The sequence below is a fragment of the Amphritea sp. GJ51-11 genome (assembly GCF_055808735.1).
Map to the genome: position 1 here is coordinate 3,905,130 of NZ_CM147881.1, position 14,121 is coordinate 3,919,250.

At 48.5% G+C, this 14,121-nt stretch carries 11 protein-coding genes and 1 pseudogene; 3 read left to right on the top strand and 9 right to left on the bottom strand.

All coding sequences use genetic code 11. The annotated features are described in order from the left end of the window. Positions 1-68: 68 nt before the first annotated feature. The 7 genes and pseudogenes from AC0L4K_RS17590 to AC0L4K_RS17620 form a co-directional block, all read right to left on the bottom strand. Positions 69-923: a LysR substrate-binding domain-containing protein gene (locus AC0L4K_RS17590; protein ID WP_473267393.1), complete on the bottom strand. Its 855-nt coding sequence runs from the start codon at positions 921-923 to the stop codon at positions 69-71. A 439-nt stretch (positions 924-1,362) separates the two neighbouring features. Next, entirely contained in the window at positions 1,363-1,713 is a 351-nt protein-coding gene (locus tag AC0L4K_RS17595) for an ethanolamine utilization protein EutQ (protein ID WP_417228409.1), read from the bottom strand. A gap of 21 nt (positions 1,714-1,734) precedes the next feature. Next, entirely contained in the window at positions 1,735-3,069 is a 1,335-nt protein-coding gene (locus tag AC0L4K_RS17600; RefSeq protein ID WP_473267394.1) for an NAD(P)/FAD-dependent oxidoreductase, read from the bottom strand. A gap of 136 nt (positions 3,070-3,205) precedes the next feature. Further along, on the bottom strand, positions 3,206-4,423 hold the full coding sequence (locus AC0L4K_RS17605; protein WP_473269249.1) for an NAD(P)/FAD-dependent oxidoreductase: 1,218 nt from the start codon (positions 4,421-4,423) through the stop codon (positions 3,206-3,208). Beyond that, positions 4,412-4,573, bottom strand: a pseudogene (locus tag AC0L4K_RS17610) (rubredoxin); the annotation flags it as partial. The pseudogene AC0L4K_RS17610 and the gene AC0L4K_RS17605, both read right to left, overlap by 12 nt. A gap of 30 nt (positions 4,574-4,603) precedes the next feature. After that, positions 4,604-6,055 (bottom strand): aldehyde dehydrogenase family protein, encoded by a 1,452-nt coding sequence (locus AC0L4K_RS17615; protein WP_473267395.1) that lies wholly within the window; start codon positions 6,053-6,055, stop codon positions 4,604-4,606. 78 nt (positions 6,056-6,133) lie between these two features. Next, positions 6,134-7,321 (bottom strand): aromatic ring-hydroxylating oxygenase subunit alpha, encoded by a 1,188-nt coding sequence (locus tag AC0L4K_RS17620; protein WP_417228406.1) that lies wholly within the window; start codon positions 7,319-7,321, stop codon positions 6,134-6,136. Between the two features lie 469 nt (positions 7,322-7,790). Between AC0L4K_RS17620 and AC0L4K_RS17625 the strand changes: the two genes are divergently transcribed. The 3 genes from AC0L4K_RS17625 (at position 7,791) to gcvA (ending at position 11,953) form a co-directional block, all read left to right on the top strand. Beyond that, positions 7,791-9,032: a M24 family metallopeptidase gene (locus AC0L4K_RS17625; RefSeq protein WP_473267396.1), complete on the top strand. Its 1,242-nt coding sequence runs from the start codon at positions 7,791-7,793 to the stop codon at positions 9,030-9,032. 254 nt (positions 9,033-9,286) lie between these two features. After that, the gene (locus AC0L4K_RS17630) at positions 9,287-10,921 is read left to right on the top strand and encodes a BCCT family transporter (protein WP_417228404.1); all 1,635 of its coding nucleotides are present in this window, start codon (positions 9,287-9,289) and stop codon (positions 10,919-10,921) included. 126 nt (positions 10,922-11,047) lie between these two features. After that, entirely contained in the window at positions 11,048-11,953 is a 906-nt protein-coding gene (gene gcvA, locus AC0L4K_RS17635; RefSeq protein WP_417228403.1) for a transcriptional regulator GcvA, read from the top strand. A gap of 39 nt (positions 11,954-11,992) precedes the next feature. Here the strand turns inward: gcvA and AC0L4K_RS17640 are convergent, their stop codons facing one another. Together AC0L4K_RS17640 and AC0L4K_RS17645 are read right to left on the bottom strand one after the other, a co-directional pair. Continuing rightward, on the bottom strand, positions 11,993-13,342 hold the full coding sequence (locus tag AC0L4K_RS17640; RefSeq protein WP_473267397.1) for a sensor histidine kinase: 1,350 nt from the start codon (positions 13,340-13,342) through the stop codon (positions 11,993-11,995). Next, entirely contained in the window at positions 13,339-13,998 is a 660-nt protein-coding gene (locus AC0L4K_RS17645) for a response regulator transcription factor (RefSeq protein ID WP_473267398.1), read from the bottom strand. The genes AC0L4K_RS17640 and AC0L4K_RS17645 overlap by 4 nt, the downstream gene beginning before the upstream one ends. Between the last annotated feature and the right edge of the window lie 123 nt (positions 13,999-14,121).

Sequence of the window (14,121 nt, forward strand, 5' to 3'; positions counted from 1 at the left end):
GTCGTGATAGATCTATTGCTGAGTAAATATAGCCTCATAAGAAAGAGCGTCTGGACTATCAATGACAACTAACGAGCCACCTTTTTTTGAGTAAACCGCCCTAATAAATTAACGATTAAATCTCGATGTTCGCCGTGCAAATTATAGGCAGCATAGGCTTTCATCTCGATTATCGGCGCGCTATCAACACGATAAAGCCGCCCATCGTCTAGCTCTGATTCAATCGTCGGTAATGGTAAGTAGGCTGCTCCTCCACAACTTAGAATCAAGTTCAGTGCCACCCTACCACTATTCACTCTTACCGGTGCTAAGGGCCGCTGAGGAAAATGTGCTTCGTGAAGCGCAGCGAAAGTTGTTCCCCACTCTACCCGCACATAACCTTCAGACACCGCCTGTTCAACGGTTATCTCCTGTTGGCTCGAGACTAACACCAGCGGCACACTAACGACCTCTTGTACTGCCATCCCTTGCAGTTGAGGTGGCTCATACATAAAGCCGACATCTATCATCCCTTGTTCCAACTTCTCGACCACCCTAAGCGGTGTGCTCTCTTCTGCCCGTAAGCCTAACGCTGGCACATTTTGATAAATATCGTTGAGCCAATCCTGCAGAAAAATATCCCAAAGACTCGAAACTCCGGCAATCACCAACCGTCGCTGGTGTCGCTCACTCAGGGCTGTATCTTCGTAGGCTCGTTCCCAAGCGCTAAGAATGAAGCGTGCGTGACGCTCCATACGCTCTCCCGCCGGCGTCAAACCAATCTCGTGGTGTCGGCGAACAAACAGGGTCAGACCAAGAAGCTCTTCTAATTGCTTAATTCGCGCGCTGATGGTCGATGAAGAAACACATAGATTGCCTGACGCCTTATTGAAGTTGCGGGTGCGGGTTACTTCCAGGAAAGTCTCCAGCAAAACGGTATCCATAGCTAATATCCAGTTTTTTTGGTCATTCTTGCCAGTTTATATCGTTTTTCCGGATTATCAAAAGGTCATAAGGTTCGTGCTTCAAAGACATCCGCTGCGATTCACATGAAAAGTCAGTTAATGAGCACTATTATTTTTCGAGGATATGGTGAAGCGGTGATGACTCGCTTTCAAAACGAAATAAGAGTTTGGTTGTTCAGCTTCACTCAAAGGTATCGGTAATATTAGATCCGCTGCAAAATGAAACAACCTGGACTTAAAAAGACGCTTAAGCCAAAAGTGGCTAACTTCTGACTTAAGCGGTAAAAGCCTACATAACGTAGGGGGGCAGACAAAACTATTGCGGCCTGTGACATAACACGCCACCATCCTGCTAAGTGATTTTTAAACCGGCACTCAAGGTAGTAACACTTAGCCACTAGAAACAAAGCAATCCGCTTTAGTCTCTTAGTAACTCTTTCCAATTTCCCGGATAGACGGCATAAAAAACAGTCGCGTTTTCACCTTCATACCGCAGCTCCGTTCCTTCCGGTATCCAAATAACATCGCCAGCTTCCCCTTCGAGTACCGCATCAGGCGTAACCAAACGAAACAGCCCCTCAACCACATAAACCACCTCATCATAGAGTACTGTCCATGCAATCGAGCAGTTATCAAAACGGGCGATTCCAGCCCCCATACTAGAACTTATATCGGTTGAGATTGCCCGCCCGACTTCAGCATGTCCCGGCGGACCACCACGATGAGTAAAACTGATCTCGCTCCCTTTAACTAAACGCGCCTTTGTCATAAATTACTCTCTAAATAACGATTAGACTTCACTGCGGCTTTGCCACTCAGCCAACTTCAGGCGGGCACGCACACCGATACCCAGAAAAGGTTGCGGTGGCACCAAGGCAGGCATTCCTGAAACCTCTTGCATATGCCGCTGCAACTCAGAGTCTCCGCCTGATGCCAACTCGGCTAATAGCTTTCCGGAAATCGTGCCCCGCGCGGCCCCTACACCGTTATGACAGCATGACGCGAATAACCCAGACTCCAGCTCACCAAAGAACGATGTGTAATTACGCGACAGAGCACAAACACCACCCCAGGTATTTTCGAAAGGCACATTTTGCAACATCGGGTAGCGAGCGACCATGGCATGCCGGTGTAGGTCATGAATTTTGCTACGCTCCTCTGCATGACTACCGTAATTAGGCACAAAACGATATTGGTTGCGTACAATCAACCGTCGGTCTTGAGTCATTCTCAACGTCGTACCCGCATGGTCTGCGGGCGTCAGCCCCCAGTCTGTCGTACCGCCATATGCCTCAAACTCGGCATCCGTTAGCGGTCTCGTCATGCTGGCAAACGTCATGATCGGCAGCATCCGCGATTTCAAAAAGCCCAGCTGCTCAGTGAATATATTGGTACCAAGAATCACATTCTTCGCATGAATTTCGCCCTCAGCGGTCTTTGCAACCCACTTTCCACCAGCAGCTCGTTCCAGCTTAAGTACGGGCGTATTCTCCCAACAAGTGACATTTTCCGGCATGTGCATCAACAAACCACGCATTAATGCCGCGGGTTGCATCAGAATACAACCAGGCGTAAAGAGGGCCTGTTCATAATAGCTAGTACCCACTTTATCTTTCAGACTCTGCCCATTGAGCATCTGATAGGGTTCATCTAGTTCTTTTAACAGATGCTGAAAGTGCTCGAGAAATTTTACTCCACGCTCACTAACCGCTCCCTGTAGCTTACCGGCATGGGACCACTGACAATCAATACCGTATTGGTTTACCTTCTCTTCCATATAGCTAATCGCAGCTCGGTTGAGTTGGATAAACTTCTTCTTCCGCTGAAGATCTGGCCCTTCCAAGTCGCCTTTGTGCGGCAGGTCGATCACGAAACCCGAGTTACGGCCGGAAGTTCCGTGGCCAATCTTCTGCGCATCCACCAGCACCAGCCGTTGTTCAGGATTCAGCTCAGCCAACCGACGGGTGGCAGCCGTTCCCACAAAGCCACCACCGATCACTAGCCAGTCCGTTTGCTCAATATGGGTAACAGGCGTTGTAGCCGATAAATGTTGTCTGTATTCCGGCGGCAGAATTTCAAACCAGCCACAGCTACTATCATCAGCAGGTAGTTTTATCTTTTTCATATGACGATCCAGCTATCTAATTTTCTAATTATTGTTCATAACCTGTTACGACCTTCAGCATAGAACTGGACAGTAGGCGCTAACGCCCACTATCGAATCGACAGGTATCAAATCATCTAAACTCAGGGCTAAAAGATTAGGCGACCGATAGTGCATCGGCGGCGGCTACTTTATCTGTCCACTGCTGGCGCTCTCCAATAAGGTCACCCGCCAATGCATAACCCAGAACCCGACCATCACTCGAAACATACAAGCCACGCATCCCCGTTTCGGTCGATTCAACCTGCCATTCGCCCGTTTGATTCGGTGCCGGTGTTAACAACGTCAGCGGTAGAGCGGGCGTTTTCACCATGACCGGCATCAACGGATACTGCGCCATGGTTGGACGCCCTAAAAGACAGTCGGCCAGTGCCCGCACCCCAAAATTGATCGGTGCGATATACGGCAACAACTGCCCCTGAATCTCCGCGCAATCGCCCAAGGCATAGATATCAGCAACGTTAGTACGTAACCCGCCATTAACAACAATCCCCCGATTGCAGGTAACGCCCGCCGTTTCAGCTAAGTCAGTACGAGGTTTAAGCCCTACGGCAGAGATAACCAGCCCGGTATCAATGACCTGTCCATCTCTCAGGGTCAGACGATATCCTTCGCCCTGCTTAGCAACGTTCTCAACCGTATTGTCCAAATACCAGTCAACGTTCTGTGCTGACAGATTGGTTTGAAGTTTTTGCCCAATCTCTTTCGGTAGCAAACGATCCATCGGCCAACCGGTCAAACCGATCACCGCCACCGAATAGCCTCTACTAGAAAGGTCATTCGCAAACTCACATCCAATAAGGCCATTACCAATAATGGTGACATGCTGACACCCATCCAACTGATCACGAAAATGGCGATAGTCATTCAAATCATTGATACTCAAGACGTCTTCAGCCCCACTACCTTGCAGCGGTAACCTAATCGGTGCAGCGCCTTGCGCCAGAATTAACTTACTGTACTGTTGTACGCCTAAGTCGGTATGCAACAGATGTTGATCCGCATCGATATGCGTTACTTTACAGCGAGCATGTATGCGTATATTCAGTCGCTGTTCGATCTCCAATACCGTTTCAGAGATGAGGTCGACTGCACGCTTATCCCGCGCCAGTGCATTCGATAGCCCAGGCTTAGAATAGTTGGCGCCATCATCAGCAGTGAACAGCAGAATGTCCTTATCGGGAGAACGCTGACGTAGCGCCTCTGCTAAGTTATATCCCGCATACCCACTGCCAATGATAACGACCGGTGCTTGTTTCTGTGGCGCTGCTTCAGCCACCGCAACCGCTGCTGCATCAGCGGTTATTTCTATCATTTCAAAATCGGCTTTACCGACACCACAATCAGGGCACAGCCAGTCTTCTGGAACATCTTCCCAAGCGGTTCCCGCAGCGATACCATCCGCCGGCCAACCTTTCGCTTCATCGTAGATAAGACCACAGATCACACAGAGCCATTTTTTCATCGGTATTCTCCTGCTTTCGACGACGTGGATTTATTGAGAAGGATTAGTAACGCGGATCGCGACATTTTTAGTGTTAACGTAGCTATAGAGTGCTTCCTGGCCTTTCTCTCGACCAAAGCCGGACAAACCTAGCCCGCCAAAGGGCGTTTCGACACCTCCGGCATACCACTCATTAACGAACACTTGCCCCGCTCTCAGCGCCCGACTGGCACGAATCGCACGCGTCAGATCATGGGTGAAGACACCCGCTACCAAACCGAAGTCTGTCCCATTGGCAAGAGCCCACGCTTCCTCTTCAGTATCAAATGGCGTGATGGCCAATACCGGACCAAACACCTCTTCGGTAAACAGATTCATCTCAGGTGTTACATCGGCAAATACGGTTGGCTCGATAAAATACCCTTTCAAGTCAGCAGGCGCCTGACCTCCTGTCACTAGGCGAGCGCCTTCACTGGCAGCCCGGTCACAAATACGTAATATCTGCTGTTGCTGTTGTCTTGATACCACGGGCGTTACCTCAGCATTATCCATCCCGGGACCAATACTCAGCCCGTTGCCCAGCTCGGCTACTTTAGTCACGACCTCTTCATAGATATCACGATGAACCAGCAGGCGAGACATGGCTGAGCAGACCTGCCCTGCGTTAAAGAAGATCCCCCAGCGGACACTGTCCAATAGCTGATCAATATCCGCATCCGGGAAAACAACTGCTGCAGATTTACCACCCAACTCCATAACACTGGGTATTGCGTTTTCTGCCGCCGCTTTAAGGATGGACTGACCAGTCGGAACCGAGCCAGTAAATACAATTTGGTTAATATCAGGGTGAGATACCAGCGCATTGCCTACTTCACGACCGGGTCCGCAAAGAATACTCAGCGCTCCATCAGGCAGCCCCGCCCGTTTGCAGGCAGTGGCCAGCCAGGTCATCGCCAGCGGTGTGATTTCTGGGGATTTAACAATGACGGCATTCCCTGCAGCCAGAGCCGGTGCCAATGAACGAGCACAGATATCCACAGGGAAATTCCAAGGTACTATTTGAGCCGAGATGCCAACCGGTTCGTAATAAGTGAAATCAATATAATCTTTACCCAAAGGGATAGATTTACCTTCAATTTTATCGGCCATGCCGCCGTAATAATCAAAATAACGGGCGGCGATCAGAAACTCTTCCCGGGCATCATTCAGTGACTTACCATTTTCACGCGCCAGTAACGGCGCCGCTTCATCGGCGATATGACGAATCTCATCGGCAATGCGAGACATCATCTCAGCACGTTTTACCGGACGACAGTCGGTCAATACGCCGGAATTCACACAGCGGCGAGCCGCAGCGACAGCACGCTCAACATCATTTGTGTTAGCGCGTGCAATGGTGGCAAACACTTCATCAGTAGCAGGGTCATAAACCTCAATTTTATCGGCCGCATCCACCCAGTCACCGCCAATAAAATTAAGCCAGTTTTCAGTCATCTTAGTCATGGCATCAATCACTTTGTTGTTATTATCAGGAAGGTACGCAGTGGCGCACCTCCCTCAGCACAGTCTGTATAAAACTAATTATTGCTCGGCATCACGCCCATACTGCTTCGCGACCCACTGATGAAAGTGATGCGTCGGGCCATCCAATACCGGCGAGAAAACACCGCCTTGGAAGGCTGGAGATTTACGCCCATTTTGCATCCCTTCAACCGCGAATACGTCTTCGCCAAACACCACTTTCCAGCTTTCAAGAACAGCAGAGCGACAAGCTTCATAGCGGTCACCAGTTGCCTCTTCACCGACATAGGCCAGTTCAAGTTTTTCCAAAGTACGGCTATTCGTTTGCGGCTGCAGAATGATCGAGAAAACATGGTCTGCTTGCACACCTAATAGAACATTGGGATACAGAGAGATATACTCAGCCTGACGGATTTTATCGGCAGGCCAATCGCTGAATTGTGGCAAACTAGTGCCCGCAACATCAGACAAGTTATAGGTATAACTACCCTGTCCCGACATATCATCGTTAACAATCAGGTTATAGTGCTGATCGAGTGGTGAGTAAGTATTCAGGCTCGGATGAACCCATGGCAGATGATAAGCTTCGCAGTAGTTTTCCACCGCGAGTTTCCAGTTGGCCTCAACCGTCAACTCCATATTGCTACCCGTATGGGCAACATTGACCAGATCAAAACCACCTTTACCGGTAAATTCTTCCCAGCGCTGAATCAACGGTTGGATAAAGCTATCGAAGTCCTGCGCATCACCAGACAAGTTAATGAATACAATGCCATTCCAAACACCCGCCCGGATCTCTTTCAGACCATGCTTCTCACAGACAAAACCCTCGGCGGTATGTACACCGACACCACCGATATGCGGTGTGCCTTTCAAGTTACCGTTGAGGTCATAAGTCCATGAATGGTAAGGACAACGAACCATGCCTTCTACTTCAGTCTCTTCACGCAACATAATCATGCCGCGATGGCTGCAGATGTTATGAAACACTTTCAGCTCACCATCACGGTTACGCATTACCGCCAGCGGCAACCCCATAAAATCGACCGGCTTCGCAAATCCGTTCTTGGGTAGTTCACTGGCAAATACCAGTCCCGCCCAGTTTTTGCCCAGCACGTTATCACGTTCATACTCAAACAGAGATGGGTCGTCATACACAGCATTAGGCATACCATTAGCTTGGGCTATTGGCTGGCGCACTGCATCTAGGGCAGTCATAGGGATACGATGTTTTACTGTAGTCGTCATCTTAAGAGTCTCACCTTAAGTACCATCCGCACTGGACAGATAGAATTTATTTTTATGGTTAACGGCTCATTACGATTTCTTAAACTAGCTTATGGAAACCGGTCAAAGCAGCGTTTTCAGAGTGGATAATACTGACGACAAAAAGCCTGAGACAAACGACTTTTCTGACAGGGATACATGACTAAAACTCATTACCTCTCAACCCAGACAACTTAAACGAGGGAATAAAACCTTTAAAATGGGTAGCTTGAAGTCACTAAACGCAGAAAGTACAACATAAAAAATCAACCTATCTTTATCTCCCCTCACTCATATTTTTTCAACTTTAGCGGATGTTTCGTTGTTCTGAAGCAATAAGTTAATGAGCATTGGTAATGAGGCGATGAGTAGTTGTCGTTTTACAACCACCCAGCCAATACACCTAAATACGCGCATAAAAATAAATCCTATTTCTATGCGAGATAAAACAATGACCTTAACGCGTAACGATCATTACCAAAACGAATCAAACCTGATTAATCCTGTCACTGATGCCTGCCATAAGGCAGCACGAAAATACCGACTAGAAAGAGTCAAGAAACAGCTCATAGAAAAAAACTGTAGTGCCATCTTGCTCTATGATCCGGTCAATATTCGTTATGCCACCGACAGCTCGAATATGCAGGTCTGGACAATGCACAACTTTGCCCGCTACAGCTTAGTTTTTGCAGAAGGGCCCGTCATTCAGTGGGAATTTCACAACTGCGAGCACCTCCTCGAAGGAAATGAACTCATCGATGAAATTCGCACGGCGATTAACTGGAGCTATTTTGGTGCAGGCTCTCGTATCAACGAAAAGGCTCAACAATGGGCTAGCGAGATCACGAAACTTGTACAAAAACATGGGGGTGGCAATCTAAACTTAGCGGTCGACAAGGCGGACCTTGAGGGATTAGAACTTCTTCAACAACAAGGCCTTACCCTAATCGAAGGCCATAGCCTGATGGAGGAAGCCCGCAAGATAAAATCCGATGAAGAGATTCAATTAATGCGCTGGACCATCGAGGTGTGCGAACAAGGTATCCAGCGGATGCATGACGAACTACGGCCAGGCATGACCGAGAATGAGCTCTGGGCTTGGCTGCATTTTGAAAATATACGCCATGGCGGTGAATGGATAGAGACCCGCTTGTTAGCCAGCGGCCCACGCACAAATCCATGGATGCAAGAATCCAGCGACAGGGTAATGCAGGAGGGTGAAATACTCTGTTTCGATACTGACCTGATTGGTCCCTATGGCTATTGTGCCGATATTTCACGCGCTTGGACCGTCGGCCATGTGCCACCGACCGATGAACAACGTCGCCTCTACTCACTCGCCTATGAACAAGTTCAAACCAATATTGCACTATTAAAAGCGGGCCTCAGTTACCGAGAGTTCTCTGAAAAAGCGTGGCAAATCCCAGCTGAGTTCTATCACAACCGTTACTGTTGCGTCAGCCACGGCATCGGTATGTGCGATGAATATCCAGCCATTGCCAATCAAGGTCACGACTGGGACAGTGCCGGATACGATGGCGTATTCGAAGAGAATATGGTGGTCTGTGTCGAGAGTTATATTGGTGCTGAATGTGGCAAAGAGGGCATAAAACTTGAGCAACAAGTGCTGATCACGTCACAAGGTGTCACTGAGCTTTCTAGCTATCCATGGCAGGAAAATTGGCTCCTCTAACGCCCTAACAAATCGGCACGTTTATTTAATTCATTACAAAACCTCATCTATACAAGCCCAAAAAGTAGTTTGATACATATCAAGCTTTTCAAGAATATACGTTGCACTTCTGAAATGGCTCCGGCTTCTATGCGCCGGAGCTATCTTCAGCAGAAGCTGATATAGACCTCACTTTAGTGGATCAGTATCAACAATCAATAACGCACAAGAATCGACTGTCTTACAACAAGTCAAATAATAACGGAGACTTCACAATGCGTACTGATAACGGGATGTTCCGAGGAATCGATCCTACGGTAACCCTCATTTCAAAAATAATCATCATCGGTTTTGTAGTCGTTTGTGGTGTTTTGGCCGATAAAGCCGGCGCCCTCTTTACTCAGATGTCCGGTAATATTCTGCACCACTTCAAATGGTTCTACCTGGTCATGGCATCAGGTATTCTGCTGTTTCTGCTTTATCTTATGATGAGTCGCTTCGGCAATGTAACACTGGGTAAAGATGGCGAAAAGCCTGAATTCAGTATGGGTTCATGGCTTTCAATGCTGTTCAGCGCCGGGATGGGTATCGGGCTACTGTTTTGGTCAGTTGCTGAACCGATGTGGCACTATGCTGGAAATCCGTTTTCAGTCACCAGTCTAAGTGAAGAGTCAGCTCACACCGCTATGCGGGTAAGCTTCTTCCATTGGGGTCTACATCCTTGGGCGCTCTATATTATGACCGCCTTAGGCCTCGCTTATTTTTCCTACCGTAAAGGTAAACCGCTCACCATTCGTTCAGCCCTGATTCCACTTTTTGGCGAAGAGCGTTTGAACGGCTGGTTCGGTAACGCCATCGATATCATGATCGTTGCAATCACTGCATTCGGTATCGCCACCTCTTTTGGTCTCGGTGTTGTCCAGATGAGCACCGGTATGGAGCGTTTACTCGGCATCGAGGTTAGCATCGTTAATCAGATTATTATGATTACCGTGATCTCAATGATCGCTATTTTATCTGTCATGTCAGGCGTCGGCCGTGGCATTAAAATACTTTCCGTCTGGAACATGATCCTGTCATTAGTCATTCTGGTCGGGGTTTTACTGTTCGGACCCACTCGCTATATTCTGCATACCTATCTTGAGGGTACCGCTGACTATGTGCAGAACATTGTCGGTTTGAGCCTCTGGAGTGATGCACAGGCCGATTCTCAATGGCAAAACTGGTGGACCGCGTTCTATTGGGCATGGTGGTTAACCTGGGCTCCTTTCGTCGGTATGTTCATTGCTCGCATTTCCCGTGGACGTACGATTCGTGAACTGATTGGCGGTGCGCTGATTGCCCCAACACTCTTCGGCTTCTTCTGGATCGCAACCTTTGGCGGTGCCGCCTTAAACTATGAGCACGCGGATCGTAAGGCCCATGAAACTCAGGTTGTGGCACAGCAACTGACTGGAGAAGCCGCTGAATTCACCGGCGGTGATATTCTACTGGCAACCAAGGCCGACTCGACTCAAGCCATCTTCACCATGTTCGACAAAATTGAAGAGGCGTCTGGTGCAAGTGTCAGTACTATTTTCAGCGCACTGGCCACCTTACTGCTGATTACATACTTCGTCACATCAGCCGATTCAGGCACCTTGGTACTCTGTACCCTATGCTCACGAGGTAGCTTAGAACCACCCCAAGCCAGTCGCATCGCATGGGGCATTATGGTCGGCGCTATCGCGGCAGGCTTGCTCTGGGCCGGTGGTCTCAAAACGGTACAAACAGCGACTATCTGCGCGGCCTTACCTGCTGCAGTATTGGTCATCATGATGGCTATGTCGATACAGCGAGCGTTACGCGATGAGCCGATCGCCCAGCTCAATCAAGCCATAAAAGAGGAGGCCAACGCACCAACCCTGTAATTTCATCTAGAAATACAGCCCGTCGCTTGAGGCCACGGGCTTTTCTGCGTATAAGCATTACTAATAAAAATAATGATGGCGCAGATCATACTGCCCAGCACCTGCCATTCTAGGTGAGGATACATAATGTCGATTAAACCATTACCGCCTTTAAATAGCCTAGTGGCATTCGAGGCTGCTGCCCGTCACCTTAGCTTTACCCGCGCTGCAGATGATCTCTGTGTCACACAAGGTGCGATCAGTCGGCAAGTCCGCCATTTGGAAGACTATCTTGGCCGAGAACTTTTTATTCGTGACAAACGTTCGCTCTCTCTTACCCAAACCGGGAACGAGTATTATGTCAATATTCAGCAATCCCTATTACTGATAGCCAATGCAACCGGCGACATTCTTCAATGGCAGGGTGACCAGCAAGTGACCGTTATCACGACAAATGCGATGGCGTCGTTCTGGTTATTACCCCGCTTTACTAAGTTTCAAGAACTCCACCCAGAAGTCGATCTGCGCATACTCGCGGTCGACTCAATCGGAGATGTGAAAAACAGTGAATTTGATATCGCACTGTTCTACTGCCGCACGCCGCCCCCGTATTTAGAAGCCTCACCTCTGTTTAGTGAAACCGTGTTTCCAGTCTGCAGTCCTACATATCTGGATAAGCATCCTGATTTTAAGCAACCTGAAAATCTGCTTAACGGCACTTTACTGTCATTAGAAATTAACGAGGAATGGGTGACCTGGCAGGACTGGTTCAACGAGTGTGGAATCAAGCATATACCCGATACTTGCCGACGGTTAAATATCAATAATTATCCCTTGGTCATTCAGTCTGCGTTGAATGGCCAAGGTCTGGCGCTGGCATGGGCCAACCTAGTCGATGATTATTTAGCCAGTGGCTTATTGGTGAGGCCTGTTGATAAAGCGATGGCAACCACCTCACAGTTTTATATGTTGCAGAAGCCACAATCCATTCGTCCTAAAAAAGGCGTCGTCTGCTTCAGGGAATGGCTGCTATCTAACATCGGTGAACAATAACCCGCTTTACGAATCTTCTTAAAACACGAAAACGGCGGTTTAATTCGTTAAACGAGCAAAATCCACGCTGACTTCAAAGCCATCGGTTCGCCCCCTCGCGGGAGAGTTAAATGTCATCGTTGCGCCCACGCCTGTGACGATGGCATCGGCAATCGCTAAGCCGAGCCCTAAGCCTTGCGCCTTGGTCTCTGATCTAACAAAACGGTGCTGCAGTCGTGCCAAAGTTTCAGCAGGAATCACCCGGGCAGCATTAACAATATTTAATATCCCGTTGGCAGAAAAGCTAACCTCGATCGGCTGGTCTGAGTCCCCATGTTTGATGGCATTGTCGATTAAATTGCGCACTAAAATAGCAAACGCATCGGGATCTATCGCCGATTTAAATTCGCTGGGCGGTAGCGTTAACCTAATGGTTGCCGCGGGAGCCGATCGCTGGCTGTCATCAACAATCAGCTGCAATAGGTTTATGAGATCATTCTGCTGCGTTGATAACAGACCGCCCCCTTCCGCCTTGGCTAACTGCATCAGTTTTTCTGACAAGCTGGATAAACCTTTTATGGTTGCTTCCACTTTCTGCACTTTATCTTTGAGGGGGCCTGCCGTGACGTCCTGTTGTAGATATTGAATCTGGGCCAATGCCGTTGCAATAGGCGTGCGCAATTCGTGGGCACTATTTGCAGTAAAGGATCGCTCCGATTCTAAGGCTCGGCGTAAGCGTTCCAATAAGTCATTTATTGAGGTAGCGATTGTGTGAAGCTCGGTTGGCAGGTCTTTGGTTTCGATCGGTGAGAGGTCGCCACTACCACGGAATTCAATGGCTTTTCTATACACCAACACGTGGCGCAAACTGTAACGCACAAAGGCCCAGGTCCCGATAAAACAAAGTGGGATCAACAAGATGAGTGGCCAGAATAAACTAATGCCCATTGCAAAGATGGCTTCTCGCCTTTGAGTTAGAGGCTCGGCAACCTCGATGTGTAATGTATTTTGCACTGCCCACGCCCCATAGAATCGGTAATTTGCCGATGAGCTAAAACCTTCCAGTAGGGTTTTATTGAACATCAGCGGATCCGCATTATGGGATTGCAATAAAATCGTGCCTGACGCATCACGTACAAGGTATACCAGCGGCTCATCGTGGGTTTCGAATGACATGATTTGTTGTAATTGCCCTGGCTCCTCTCGGTTGGTTATCTCAACCACTGCGAGGGGCATGATACGTTGAGCAGTTTCGGCCAATGCGCTATCGAAGAGGGTATTCAGCTTATTCTGTGATACATAAACGGTGCTCAATAGCGCCAATAACCAGAGAAAAGTCACACCTACGGTTAAGCCAATACCTAAGGTTTTTTGGAGGCTTTTTGGTGCCTTCAACTGCGTTGATCTCATGAGGCCCTCATGCGATAGCCTAGTCCGCGCACCGTTTCTAACTGACCTTTATCCAGTTTTTTCCGTAGCCGACTGACATAAACTTCAATGGTATTACTTTCGATCTCGCCGCCAAAAGCATAAAGGTGATCTTCCAACTGTGACTTCGAGAGGACGTTGCCTGGATGTTGAACAAAGGCTTCAAACAGCGCCCACTCACGGGCCGTTAAATTGATGGCCACACCCTCACGAGAAATACTGTGCTTGTTAAGATCAACATCTAATGTGCCGACCTTAATGATAGGGTTTGGGTTGCCACTGTAACGCCGAGACACTGCCGCGATGCGAGCGGAGAGCTCTGATAGGTCAAAGGGCTTTACCAGATAATCATCTGCGCCAGCATTTAACCCTGCGATGCGATCAGATAGCTGATCTCTGGCGGTTAGAATAATCACGGGCGTTGTTTCACCGGATCTGCGTATCTTTTTTAACAGATCGATACCGTTGCCGTCCGGCAACATGAGATCAAGCAGAATCAAATCATATTGGGTGATCTGTAGGCTGGCGTCTGCATGGGACAGATTTTTAACCCAATCGACCGCGTGACCTTCATCGGTTATCTGATCTCGTATGACTTCCCCTAAACCCTCGGCATCCTCTACCAGTAATAATCGCATCTCTTATCCTTAGATCTTTGCAGTCAGGCTGATCATAACCAAAATTCCTGACAATAAACTGAAAGCGCCGTGATTAATAATATCAACACATAAACTCTCTTACAGTTTACGCCTCACTGATTG

Coding starts and splice junctions, on each gene's coding strand:
- AC0L4K_RS17605 (WP_473269249.1), bottom strand. CDS start 4,423: ATGATAGAAATAACCGCTGATGCAGCAGCGGTTGCGGTGGCTGAAGCA.
- AC0L4K_RS17630 (WP_417228404.1), top strand. CDS start 9,287: ATGCGTACTGATAACGGGATGTTCCGAGGAATCGATCCTACGGTAACC.
- gcvA (WP_417228403.1), top strand. CDS start 11,048: ATGTCGATTAAACCATTACCGCCTTTAAATAGCCTAGTGGCATTCGAG.
- AC0L4K_RS17625 (WP_473267396.1), top strand. CDS start 7,791: ATGACCTTAACGCGTAACGATCATTACCAAAACGAATCAAACCTGATT.
- AC0L4K_RS17645 (WP_473267398.1), bottom strand. CDS start 13,998: ATGCGATTATTACTGGTAGAGGATGCCGAGGGTTTAGGGGAAGTCATA.
- AC0L4K_RS17590 (WP_473267393.1), bottom strand. CDS start 923: ATGGATACCGTTTTGCTGGAGACTTTCCTGGAAGTAACCCGCACCCGC.
- AC0L4K_RS17615 (WP_473267395.1), bottom strand. CDS start 6,055: ATGACTAAGATGACTGAAAACTGGCTTAATTTTATTGGCGGTGACTGG.
- AC0L4K_RS17620 (WP_417228406.1), bottom strand. CDS start 7,321: ATGACGACTACAGTAAAACATCGTATCCCTATGACTGCCCTAGATGCA.
- AC0L4K_RS17600 (WP_473267394.1), bottom strand. CDS start 3,069: ATGAAAAAGATAAAACTACCTGCTGATGATAGTAGCTGTGGCTGGTTT.
- AC0L4K_RS17640 (WP_473267397.1), bottom strand. CDS start 13,342: ATGAGATCAACGCAGTTGAAGGCACCAAAAAGCCTCCAAAAAACCTTA.
- AC0L4K_RS17595 (WP_417228409.1), bottom strand. CDS start 1,713: ATGACAAAGGCGCGTTTAGTTAAAGGGAGCGAGATCAGTTTTACTCAT.